This is a genomic window from Bacillus cereus group sp. MYBKT14-1, from assembly GCF_051915185.1.
Classification (GTDB): domain Bacteria; phylum Bacillota; class Bacilli; order Bacillales; family Bacillaceae_G; genus Bacillus_A; species Bacillus_A cereus.
The window spans coordinates 334,404-346,061 of the sequence record NZ_JBQAEF010000005.1 but is presented as its reverse complement, the minus strand read 5'-3'; the positions used below and the strand labels follow the sequence as shown (position 1 = coordinate 346,061).

The following is an 11,658-nucleotide window of genomic DNA, read 5'->3' as shown; positions in this document are numbered from 1 at the left end:
AGCAAAAGCTAAAGAAGAAGAGAAAGCAAGAGAAATAGCAAAAGCTAAAGAAGAAGAGAAAGCAAGAGAAATAGCAAAAGCTAAAGAAGAAGAAAAAGCAAGAGAAATAGCAAAGGCTAAAGAAGAAGAGAGAGCGAAAGAAGCATCTAAAAACAACATACAGTCTGCTAAACGTGAATTAACGGTAGTAGCGACAGCGTATACTGCTGATCCAAGTGAAAATGGTACATATGGTGGACGCGTTTTAACTGCGATGGGGCATGATTTAACGGAAAATCCGAATATGAGAATTATCGCAGTTGACCCGAAAGTAATCCCATTAGGATCTAAAGTATGGGTAGAAGGCTATGGAGAAGCGATCGCTGGTGATACTGGAAGTGCAATTAAAGGTAATCGTATTGATGTTTTAATGGGTTCAAAAAGTAAAGCTATGAATTGGGGAAGACAAACTGTTAAAGTGAAAATTTTATAATAACAATAATTATCCAAATAGAAGTCAGTTCTCTTTATTGAGGCTGGCTTTTATTTTTTTAGTAGAAGGATAATAGGATTTTTAAATGACTTATTAATAAACCTGTAATAAAACATAAAAATTGTCTCATGTTTAGAAAAACTATTAAGAATGAGGTAAGGAAGTAAAACAGAAGGTTATTGAGAAGTAGAGAAGAATAGTATGTTGAAAACGAAGGGTTAACGTATAATGAAATATATAAATCGGATCAAATCGTTTACTAAACACTTTCACTCATAATAGTGTAATTAAGTTCAAAGGATAGGTGTATTTCATGAAAGAAGTAAGAGAATATATTGAAACAAAGAAACAAGGTGTATTGGAGTTGCAAATAAAAGAAACGGAAGAAAAGCTAGGTGCTGCTTTCCCAAATCAATATAGGGATCTTATTAAATTAGTTAATAATGCTGAAATAGGGGAATGGATACTATATCCGATTAAAGATAATAGAAATGTAACGAAAACTTGGGATGATATTGTTAGACAAAATATTGACATGAGAGATGAGTCTATACCAGAAAATCTTATCATAATTGGTGACGATGGTTCAGGGGATAAATTGTGCTTTAAAATAAATAATGGAAAAATGGATGATAAAATATATATTTGGTATCACGCGGATGACGAAATGGAAGAAATATCTCCGAGTTTAAAAGAATTTATTATGGAAACTATTCAGGAAGACGATGTTTTTTAGTCTTAATTATTATCATTTTGTGAATCATTCTTATAAAAGGCGAGGATAGAATATGACAATAGAATTATATGGCGCACATTGTAATGAGCGGAAAGGGTATAGAGTAATTGAAGGAAGAGGTTCATATAATCATTACTTTGGCGGTCAAGATTGTAATTTGCCAGTATGTAAGTTATGCGGTGAGAAGATGCATCAAATTCTCTGTTTTGATTTAAAAGATGGGAGACTTGCTGAACTTAAAAGTAATGAACTAAATATTTTACCATTCGTTTCATGCTTGAACTGTGCGATGGTGTGGGAACCGCAATATTTTCAGTTAAGTGATGGAGGTAAAACAGTTCAAATCATAAAGCAGCAAAATACAGAAGAATGGATAATGGAAGAGGAAGATAAGTTACCAGTTTCATTACCAAAAACAACGGTAAAGCTTATAAATATGAAAAATGAAGATATACCTACAGATGAAGATAGTTACTGGGAAGCTTTTGACTTGTTCGGTTCTGAATATGTATGTAGATTATTAGGGGCACCATTATATGCGGATCTTTCAGAGCATTTGGCGTGTCCAACTTGTTCTAAAGAGATGAAGTATGTTGCTACAATTACACAAGATATCGAGGAACGTGAACTTATTTCAGTAGTTGATTTCCAGTTTGGGGAAATGAATATATACTATTATTTATGTAAAGATTGTTCAATTATAAAAACGGAAACACAAAGTACATAACAAGACTAACATATTATATTAGTCTTGTTTTTGTATCGCAACATCATTAAGAATCGCATCAAATATATCTTTTTGCGTAAAGTTATCTGTAAAAATAGTTTCTGTGGCAACCTCAATTGTATCGTGCGGATTATACCATTTTTGGAGGGAATCTTCACCAAATTCATATCGTTTGTCCCTTGTGTTATGTCGTCTAATAGTTTCCTCTAATGATAAATCAAAGTAATATGCAAATGCATTTTCATCAAAATAACGAATTAATTCTTTTAACATCTCACCATACCTATGACTGTTCAATATACCTTCTAAAATAACAAATTCACATTTTCCTTTTCCGTACTTCGTAATTTCAAATAGTAAATCATGTGATAAATTACCCATTGTGTCGTGTACTCTAAGCATATCTCTACGTACAACATCCTGTGATACTAAAAGTGTTCCTTGTCCGAAATGTTCTTGTAGTTGTTTTGCAATCGTTGTTTTACCACTTGCGGAGTTTCCTCTAAGAATGATTAAAGTGGATGTAAGTATAGGATTAGACATAATGTATTTCCCCCCAACAGCATTAATTGTATAGAAAATTTTAACAAATAAAGTGAGGAAAGTGTATAATTAATATGATGGATATTTAAGGAGGGGGTAAGATGGGAGATATATTAAAAAATGCACAACCTATATGGAAACGGACTTGGTTTCGTTATCTAGGGGCATTTTTTATTGTTCAGTTACTGTTTACCCCGCATTAAAGGGCAGTAAGACCCCCACCTCAAAATTCAGCGAAAGCGAAGAAGTTAGGTGGGCGCCAAACTTTAGGCCAGGCGGAGAGTTTTTTAATAGAATATTAAATTCTCAATTTTTCACTGAATGGTTCACACTCTATACAATCCCGCAATTTAACGTATTTACAGCATTTTTTGCGATTACATTACTACCATATGCATTAGTAGGTGCAATGAAAGATGTAACAGCAAGAAAAAATATAAAGAAATAATAGAGGTATAATATGCTTTTTCAAAAAGAAGGTTTATTGATTAGATACGTAATGGAAGATGATGCATCTATCATTTCTAAATGGTTAACGGACCCAGCAGTCCTGCGGTATTACGAAGGACGAGATAATCCGCAATCTGTAGAAAAGGTGCTTGATCATTTTATACATAGTCCAAACAGTAATGAAAAAAGATGTTTAATAGAATTTGATACCATTCCGATTGGTTACATACAAATGTACCCAGTGGATTCAGAGTGGAAAGCGTTATATGGCTATAAAGAATCACAAAATGTATGGGGTATGGACCAATTTATCGGTGAACCAGCCTATTGGGGAAAGGGAATTGGAACAAAACTCGTTCAGGCAGCAATTACATATATTATGGGTGAAATGGGAGCAGAAGCAATTGCAATGGATCCGAAAGTAAATAATGAACGAGCAATAAAGTGTTATGAAAAAAGTGGATTTAAAAAAGTAAAGATTTTAAAGGAACATGAGTTGCATGAGGGGAAATTAGAAGATTGTTGGATGATGGAATATAAACAATAATAATGGCTTATACAAATAAAGGGGGATGTGTGAAATGAAAAAAGCATTAATCGTAATTGATGTGCAAGCAGGTATGTATACAGCTGGAATGCCAGTACATAATGGGGGAAAGTTTTTACAAACATTGCAAGAGCTTATTAGGGAATGTCGTTCAAATGATATTCCAGTTATTTATATCCAACATAACGGTCCTAAAGACCATCCGTTAGAAAAAGGTACGGATGGATGGCGAATCCATGCGGCCATCGCTCCGCAAGAAGGAGATAATATAGTTGAAAAGACGACTCCAGATTCATTCCATAATACAAACTTAAGCGAAGTGTTACAAGAGAAAGGAATTGAACACGTTATTCTTTCGGGAATGCAAACAGAGTATTGTGTAGATACGACAACGCGCAGAGCATGTAGTGAAGGGTATAAAGTAACGTTAGTGAGTGATGCGCATAGTACATTTAATACAGAAGTGTTACGTGCTGAAGATATTGTGAAACATCATAACGCAGTATTGGGAGCGTTTGCGGATGTTGTTGCAGTAAAAGACTTAAAAGTGGCTGCCTCTAAATAAGAGGCAGTTTTTTATTAGAAAAAATAGCGTCAAATATTGTTAGTAATTCGGTATTTTGAAATAATCACTTATATAATTTCACGTACCATAATGAAAAAATACAAAAAAGGAGCACCACATAATTAAAAAGGGCGCTCCTGCATTAAAACGTTACTTTTTCTTATCTTTATCCAATATATTTTGTTCTTCAGCAAACTCTGTACCATATGCAAAGCGGCGATTAATACGAATGTTATCATTGTTGTGCCTTGTATGAGAGTTAGAGAAGCGATGAACGATTACTTCAGATAAAGTGAAGACGATGGCAGAAAGGATACTGCCCCATGCAATTTGCATATAGTTGTCTAATAAAATATTACCGAAAATCCATACGCTTAAATATGTTAATAAGAAATCCGACATAATGGCACCAGTATTGCCAATTCGATTTAAAATAATTTTATCAACGAACATGTAGGATACGATTGTAACAAAGAGACTGAATGAAATAATTTGAACAAACGTTGCAGGGAAAAATAAAGCAAGCCCAATGCTAAATGCGATAATGCACGATATAAACTTGATAAGCACTACTGTGAAATCATTCAAAATTTACACCTCCGATTTATACATAGTTTTTCAATAAATTCTGGAGTTCATACATTGTAACGGATTTATTTACATAAAACTTTTTCATGTTCGGAATTTAGTCTAAATATTATAAAAACAATGAAAAAATGTTATAGTAAAATGAGAGTGTATGACATTTTTAGGTAAGGGGGAATCCAAGATGTGGATTACTTCAGAAGTAGAAATTCCAGATGAGTTAATTGATCACCTTGAGCAAGGAAAGTTAGTATTATTTGTTGGAGCGGGAGTTTCTATGAAAGGGAAATCAAACTTACCGAATTTTGATGATTTAGTTGATGAAATTGCAAAAACGTTATATGTCGAAAAACGTGAAATAACAGAGCCACATGATTATTATCTTGGCAAAATTGCGAAAACAAAAGATGTACATCAAGTCGCAAGAGATCTCGTTCATATAGAGAAATCAAAACCGAATCCATTGCATTATGCAATTCCAAGGTTATTTCCTTTAGATACAGATATCCGCATTGTAACAACAAATTTTGATCAACATTTTACAACTGCAATTAAAGAAATAAATAGAGATATCAATGTTTATTACGCTCCAGCTTTACCGACTGGGAGAGCTTTTAAAGGTCTTGCTTACATACATGGTAATGTAGAACAGGAGAAAGAGGCTTTAATTTTAACAGATGGTGATTTTGGAAGGGCTTATTTAACGGAAGGGTGGGCGAGAAGGTTTTTAGTTGATCTATTCTCAAATTACACCGTTTTATTCGTTGGATATAGTCATAATGACCCAGTAATGAAATATTTAGCAACTGGTTTACCACCAAGTACAAGACGATTTGCTTTTGTCGCACAAGGAGAAAATACATACCACTGGGAACATTTAGGGATAAGACCAATTGTGTATCCGAATAAGGTGAATAATCATCAATCCCTTGTAAAAGCGGTAAAACGCTGGGCTGAATTAATGGGTGATAATTATATTACGAAAAGAATGCGTATTCGGGATATTGTAACGGTTCCCCCGTCAGTAGAACAGGAACAATTATCATACATAAAGCAATCAATTAAAAAAATTGAAACAGTACGTTACTTTGTGGAATTTGCTCATGATTATGAATGGGTCGAATGGTTAGAAGCAGAAGGTAAATTACAAAATTTGTTTATGCTTACGCCAAACTATAATGAAGTAGATGAATTACTTGCAGAATGGTTAGTGGAACAATTTCTTTTTAGTCATCAGAAAGAATTATTTCAATTAATTTATAAAAACTATTCTAAAATATCACCGTTATTATGGAGAACAATTTGTAACTACTTAAACGAAACGAAGAGTAAGATGGACCCGTTGTTGTTTGCAAGGTGGACACTCCTTTTATTAGAAACAGCTGAAAAAGATAGTAGCTCTATAGAAAAGATTTCTAAGTTACTGCAAAAATGTTCTTTTCCTGAGCATAAAGAAATTGCCTTATTGTTACTAACTTTTATTTTAGACGGAAAACTGAAGTTGAAACGTGTAAGAAAATGGGGAAATGATACGCAAGAATCAATAGAACTCGAGGAATCGAGTCGCTTACCAGTATCTACATTTTCTCATGTGGAGCAAATTTGGAACGAAAAGATGAGGCCATATATCGCTTATTATGCTGTTCCAATTATGATGATTGGATTAGAAAAATTGAGAATGTTGTCGTTAAGACAAACGGCACTGAAAAAAAGAAATAAGGAAAATGTAGAGAAAGAGTTTCATCAAAATGATCTTGCATTTTTAATACGAATTGTAAAAGAGTGTCTAACTTATTTATGCGAAAACAATGAGAAAAAAGCGGATTATTATATTACAGAAATGATAGAAGCAAATAGTGTACTTCAAAAGCGAATTGCAATTGATGCGATGAATAAAAATATTTTTGTTCGTGTAGATGACAAAATGAAATGGTTGTTACATGAAGGACTTCTTTTAGATTTCACTTATAAACACGAAGTTTTTCAACTTTTAAAAAGGCATTATGCACATTGTTTAGAAAAAACAAAAGAAGAAGTCACTCGAACTGTAATAAAGCATCTTACAGAAGAGAGGGTATTTGATGCATGTCTCGTATTAGACTTATTATTCAAGTGTGATTCAAATAGTCCATCTACGGCAAATGGGTATGAGTTAATGAAGCAAAAGCATCCTCATTTTTATTCCGAACGATACAGTGTACAAAAGAAAGAGGATACAGAGCAAAGTATTACTTGTAATGTAACTGCTGACGGATTATTGCAACTGAAAGATGTTGAAATTATGAAGCAAGTTCAGCAATTTTCGCAAGATCGTGTTTTTGAACAACGCCATTTTTTAGAGATGTTATCAAAAGCATGTAAATTAAACACAGAGTGGAGTATTTCATTTGCATACCAATTAGTAGGAGTGCAAGAAATAAGTAATGAAGTATGGTTTGTTTGTATTAGAGAATGGCGAAATAATCGAGGATTGACAAATGAGCAAATCCAAAAAATTATTCCGCTATTGCAGAAATTTGTTAGAAATACTGCTTTTCATTGGTTAATTAGTAGTTTTCTATATGAAATTAGTAATCGACTAGAAGAGTTAGAAGAGAATAGTATACGTGTTGTAAAACGATTTGCTTTTTCAGTGTTTCCTCAAGTTATGAAGAGTGATACAGACTTTAAGCTTGGGAAACAAGATTTTTATAATGAATCAATTCAGCATCCAGTTGGAAAAATGACGGCTGTATTATTAAAGTTGTTATCATATGATCATTTATACGATCGTAATGTATATGAATATTTATTTTTATTTGAAGAACAAGTAAGAGTTAATTCGGAACGAACAAACTTTATGTTTGCTCGTTTAATAGCAGATATTACATTCCTATATCATATTGAAAAACAATGGTGCCGAAAATATTTGTTACCATACTTAGATTTAAAAAAACAAAATGAGATTACGGAATATGCATGGGCCGGCTTATGTTACACGCAAATAAATCTACCTTTATTTACAGAAATGAAGCGATTTATTAAGTATGCGATAGAACATTTGGAAGTATTACATCCGCATACGAGAGAAGCTTTCTTGAAATGGCTTAGCTTTGTATTTATTAAATGTGTACTATATTGGGAGCAAAAAACAGATTGGTTATACCCGTTACTCATACTAGAAAATGAAGAAAATAAAATTAAGTTTATGCAGTTTTTATGCTATTACGTCAAAACATTAAGTGTAAAAGAACAACAAAAATTTTGGACAGCTTGGCTCAGTGTATTTTTGCGAGAACGACCAAAAATGGGTGAGATAACTGCAAGAGAATATGTAATGCTTTTACGTATTATTTTATACATGGATGAAATATTAGAAAAAGGATTATGTATTATGTCTCGTGCATTTTCAAGTGTACATGGTAAATGTGCAGGTGAGGAAATGAAGCAGTTATTGATTGAAATGCTTCATAAAAAAGAAAGTATGAAAGCGCATAAAGAAATATTTGCAAATGTGTTTTTTATTTTACTACAAACATGTCACGAAGCCGTTTTATTTGAAAAAGAAATCATAAAAATAAAAGAATTATTAGTTCAGTATGAAGTAGAGGAATATGTTTTACATTTACTAGAAAATGAAATGATTCGCATAGGAATTGTAATGGGTGATTTACAAAAAGAATTATAGAACGAAAGTGGAATTTTAAAAAATATATAAAAAGTTGTTGACAGTGTTTTGAAAAGCGTTCTATAATACGAATCATACTTATTCAATTTCAAAAACATTTGAATAAACAAAGTGCAATGAAGAGATCACAGTAGTGGTTAGTCTTACTGTAACAGAGAGCTGGTGGTTGGTGTGAACCAGTACAGGGATAATCATGAATTACAGTCTTGGAGCATCTTTTTCGTAATAAAGATAGTTTTTCTTTATTACGAAAAAGCGGTCAATTGATCGTTAACAGTGAAGAGAGGTAGACGGAAAGTTAGTCTACAACTAGGGTGGTACCGCGATAAATATCGTCCCTACTGATTTATTCAGTAGGGACTTTTTGTATTTTAGTGGTCCAACTTGAAAATTAAATAGTCATGCATTGAAAGGAAAAGCAGTAGTTGTTGTTTCCCTGTAACAGAGAGCTGGTGGTTGGTGCGAACCAGTACATAAACAAGAGCGAATTACAGTCCTAGAGCATCTTTTTCGTAGTAAAGATAGTATTGTCTTTATGAAGGGAAAGACGGTCAGATGATCGTTAACAATGAAGAGAGGTAGACGAAAGAAGTCTACAACTAGGGTGGTACCGCGATAAATATCGTCCCTACTGATTGGATCAGTAGGGCTTTTTTGTACAAAAAAGTGGATTTTTAACTAGTAGTTTATGTCTGTGTACGAATTATTAGTTTAAAATAAGAAGAGGTATCGATTCCACTATAAATTTGTATAATTAGTCAGTTCAGAAAATAGAGAATTTTTTATTCTCTTACTATACTTTTAAAACATTAGAGGAGGATTTCCAAATGGCAAATCATGAATTAGATCAATTACGTAAACAGGTAGATGAAATTAATTTACAACTATTACACCTTTTAAACAAACGTGGTGAAATTGTTCAAAAAATTGGAGAGCAAAAGCAAGTACAAGGCACGAAACGCTTTGATCCAGTACGTGAGCGTGAAGTACTTGATATGATCGCAGAGCATAACGAAGGACCATTCGAAACATCAACAGTTCAACATATTTTCAAAACGATTTTCAAAGCAAGCTTAGAGTTACAAGAAGATGATAACCGTAAAGCGTTACTAGTATCACGTAAAAAGAAACAAGAAAATACAATCGTTGATGTAAAAGGTGAATTGATTGGAAACGGAACACAAACGTTCATCATGGGACCTTGTGCAGTAGAAAGTTTAGAACAAGTTCGTCAAGTAGGGCAAGCGATGAAAGACCAAGGCTTAAAATTAATGCGCGGTGGTGCATTCAAACCGAGAACTTCTCCATATGATTTCCAAGGTTTAGGAGTAGAAGGACTTCAAATTTTACGTCAAGTAGCAGACGAGTTTGACTTAGCAATTATTAGTGAAATTTTAAATCCGAACGATGTTGAAATGGCATTAGACTACGTTGATGTAATTCAAGTTGGCGCACGTAACATGCAAAACTTCGATTTATTACGAGCTGTAGGTAAAGTTAACAAACCAGTATTATTAAAACGTGGATTAGCAGCAACAATTGATGAGTTCATTAACGCAGCGGAATACATTATTGCGCAAGGTAACGATCAAATTATTCTTTGTGAGCGCGGTATCCGCACATACGAAAGAGCAACACGTAACACATTAGACATTTCTGCAGTACCAATTTTAAAGAAAGAAACACATTTACCAGTTATCGTTGATGTAACACATTCAACTGGACGCAGAGATTTATTATTACCAACAGCGAAAGCGGCACTTGCAATTGGCGCAGATGCAGTAATGGCTGAAGTTCATCCAGATCCAGCAGTTGCATTATCAGATTCTGCACAACAAATGGACATTCCAGAATTCCATAGATTCATGGATGAGTTAAAAGGTTTCAAAAATAAATTATCTTAATTCCATATCATATATGCGTTGAAGAGGAAACAGTAGTGCTTATCTCACTGTTAAAGAGAGCTGATGGTCGGTGTGAATCAGTACAAAGGTAAGCATGAATTACAGCCTTGGAGCATCTTTCCCGACAACTTTTGGAGGGGAAGACGGTCAAACGATCGTTAAAGAAGAAGAGAGGTAGACGAAAGAAGTCTACAACTAGGGTGGTACCGCGATAAACATCGTCCCTACTGAGCGCTCAGTAGGGACTTTTTTGTACAAAAAAATAGTAAAGGGGCAAGAGAAATGAGATACATTACAGCTGGAGAATCACATGGACCGCAGTTAACAGTTATTTTAGAAGGTGTACCAGCAGGTTTGACACTTACGGCGGAACATATTAATAAAGAATTATTAAGAAGACAAAAAGGTCATGGACGCGGAAGACGTATGCAAATTGAAACAGATACAGTTGAAATTGTAAGTGGTGTTCGTCACGGGATGACACTTGGATCACCGATTACGTTAATTGTAAAAAATGATGATTTCAAACATTGGACGAAAGTAATGGGTGCAGAGCCAATTTCGGAAAAAGAAAGTAAAGACATGAAACGTACAATTACAAAACCACGTCCCGGACATGCAGATTTAAATGGAGCAATTAAATATGGTCATCGTGATATAAGAAACGTATTAGAGCGGTCATCTGCAAGAGAAACGACAGTTCGTGTAGCTGCTGGTGCAGTTGCAAAACAAATTTTAAGCGAATTAGGCGTGGAAATTGCAGGACATGTTCTTGAAATTGGTGGAGTAAAAGCAAAACATATTTCAAACTTATCAATTGAAGAAATTCAAACAATTACTGAAAACTCACCAGTTCGATGTTTAGATAAAGAAGTAGAGCAAGAAATGATGAATGCGATTGACAACGCAAAAAGTAGTGGAGATTCAATCGGTGGTATTGTGGAAGTCATTGCAGAAGGTATGCCGATTGGCGTCGGTAGTTACGTCCATTACGATCGTAAATTAGATGCAAAACTTGCTGGTGCAATTATGAGTATAAATGCATTTAAAGGTGCTGAAATCGGCGTAGGTTTTGAAGCGGCACGACAACCAGGAAGCAAAGTGCATGATGAAATTCTGTGGGATGAAGAAAAAGGATACACGAGAAGAACGAATAATGCCGGCGGTTTAGAAGGCGGTATGACAACAGGTATGCCAATTATCGTAAGAGGCGTGATGAAGCCAATTCCTACTTTATACAAACCGTTAGCAAGCGTTGATATTGATACGAAAGAAGCATTCCAAGCGAGTATTGAAAGATCTGATAGTTGCGCAGTACCAGCGGCGGGTGTAGTAGCTGAATCTGTTGTGGCATGGGAACTTGCAGATGCACTAGTCGAACAATTCGGAAAAGATCGTATGGAATTATTAAAACAAAACATTATGCAACACAATAACTACGCAAAAGAATTTTAATAAAAAG

At 34.1% G+C, this 11,658-nt stretch carries 10 protein-coding genes, 1 pseudogene and 3 other annotated features; of the genes and pseudogenes, 9 read left to right on the top strand and 2 right to left on the bottom strand.

All coding sequences use genetic code 11. The annotated features are described in order from the left end of the window. The 3 genes from ACTFO4_RS16145 to ACTFO4_RS16135 form a co-directional block, all read left to right on the top strand. The coding region (locus tag ACTFO4_RS16145; RefSeq protein ID WP_238601029.1) for a 3D domain-containing protein at positions 1–472 on the top strand (472 nt) is incomplete at its 5' end. 313 nt (positions 473–785) lie between these two features. Next, positions 786–1,208, top strand: a complete 423-nt coding sequence (locus ACTFO4_RS16140; protein ID WP_000665935.1) for an SMI1/KNR4 family protein — start codon at positions 786–788, stop codon at positions 1,206–1,208. 52 nt (positions 1,209–1,260) lie between these two features. Continuing rightward, positions 1,261–1,935: a hypothetical protein gene (locus ACTFO4_RS16135; RefSeq protein WP_440013926.1), complete on the top strand. Its 675-nt coding sequence runs from the start codon at positions 1,261–1,263 to the stop codon at positions 1,933–1,935. An 18-nt stretch (positions 1,936–1,953) separates the two neighbouring features. Here the strand turns inward: ACTFO4_RS16135 and ACTFO4_RS16130 are convergent, their stop codons facing one another. Further along, entirely contained in the window at positions 1,954–2,478 is a 525-nt protein-coding gene (locus tag ACTFO4_RS16130) for a kinase (protein WP_326235455.1), read from the bottom strand. Positions 2,479–2,579: 101 nt separating this feature from the next. Here ACTFO4_RS16130 and ACTFO4_RS16125 point away from each other — a divergent pair. From ACTFO4_RS16125 to ACTFO4_RS16115, 3 genes and pseudogenes are all read left to right on the top strand, one after another. Beyond that, a pseudogene (locus tag ACTFO4_RS16125) lies at positions 2,580–2,926 on the top strand (YfzA family protein). Positions 2,927–2,938: 12 nt separating this feature from the next. Next, a complete protein-coding gene (locus ACTFO4_RS16120; protein WP_000898772.1) occupies positions 2,939–3,475 on the top strand; it encodes a GNAT family N-acetyltransferase in 537 nt (178 codons plus the stop codon). Between the two features lie 34 nt (positions 3,476–3,509). Further along, positions 3,510–4,040, top strand: coding sequence for a cysteine hydrolase family protein (locus ACTFO4_RS16115; protein ID WP_000709539.1), 531 nt, complete (start codon positions 3,510–3,512; stop codon positions 4,038–4,040). Between the two features lie 150 nt (positions 4,041–4,190). Here the strand turns inward: ACTFO4_RS16115 and ACTFO4_RS16110 are convergent, their stop codons facing one another. Continuing rightward, a complete protein-coding gene (locus ACTFO4_RS16110) occupies positions 4,191–4,628 on the bottom strand; it encodes a YndM family protein (protein WP_000997702.1) in 438 nt (145 codons plus the stop codon). A 181-nt stretch (positions 4,629–4,809) separates the two neighbouring features. On the opposite strand from ACTFO4_RS16110, the gene ACTFO4_RS16105 reads away from it, so the two are divergent. The 3 genes from ACTFO4_RS16105 (at position 4,810) to aroC (ending at position 11,651) form a co-directional block, all read left to right on the top strand. Continuing rightward, positions 4,810–8,292: a DUF4020 domain-containing protein gene (locus tag ACTFO4_RS16105; RefSeq protein ID WP_326235454.1), complete on the top strand. Its 3,483-nt coding sequence runs from the start codon at positions 4,810–4,812 to the stop codon at positions 8,290–8,292. A 107-nt stretch (positions 8,293–8,399) separates the two neighbouring features. Further along, positions 8,400–8,635 (top strand) — a binding site (T-box leader). Positions 8,636–8,689: 54 nt separating this feature from the next. Continuing rightward, positions 8,690–8,925, top strand: a binding site (T-box leader). Between the two features lie 194 nt (positions 8,926–9,119). Next, entirely contained in the window at positions 9,120–10,196 is a 1,077-nt protein-coding gene (locus ACTFO4_RS16100) for a bifunctional 3-deoxy-7-phosphoheptulonate synthase/chorismate mutase (protein WP_001273575.1), read from the top strand. 9 nt (positions 10,197–10,205) lie between these two features. After that, positions 10,206–10,425, top strand: a binding site (T-box leader). Between the two features lie 53 nt (positions 10,426–10,478). Further along, positions 10,479–11,651, top strand: a complete 1,173-nt coding sequence (gene aroC / locus ACTFO4_RS16095; protein WP_001269425.1) for a chorismate synthase — start codon at positions 10,479–10,481, stop codon at positions 11,649–11,651. Positions 11,652–11,658: the final 7 nt, after the last annotated feature.

Excerpts from the sequence above, each read along its gene's own strand:
- ACTFO4_RS16140 (WP_000665935.1), top strand. The coding sequence starts at position 786 with ATGAAAGAAGTAAGAGAATATATTGAAACAAAGAAACAAGGTGTATTG.
- ACTFO4_RS16135 (WP_440013926.1), top strand. The coding sequence starts at position 1,261 with ATGACAATAGAATTATATGGCGCACATTGTAATGAGCGGAAAGGGTAT.
- ACTFO4_RS16130 (WP_326235455.1), bottom strand. The coding sequence starts at position 2,478 with ATGTCTAATCCTATACTTACATCCACTTTAATCATTCTTAGAGGAAAC.
- ACTFO4_RS16120 (WP_000898772.1), top strand. The coding sequence starts at position 2,939 with ATGCTTTTTCAAAAAGAAGGTTTATTGATTAGATACGTAATGGAAGAT.
- ACTFO4_RS16115 (WP_000709539.1), top strand. The coding sequence starts at position 3,510 with ATGAAAAAAGCATTAATCGTAATTGATGTGCAAGCAGGTATGTATACA.
- ACTFO4_RS16105 (WP_326235454.1), top strand. The coding sequence starts at position 4,810 with ATGTGGATTACTTCAGAAGTAGAAATTCCAGATGAGTTAATTGATCAC.
- ACTFO4_RS16100 (WP_001273575.1), top strand. The coding sequence starts at position 9,120 with ATGGCAAATCATGAATTAGATCAATTACGTAAACAGGTAGATGAAATT.
- aroC (WP_001269425.1), top strand. The coding sequence starts at position 10,479 with ATGAGATACATTACAGCTGGAGAATCACATGGACCGCAGTTAACAGTT.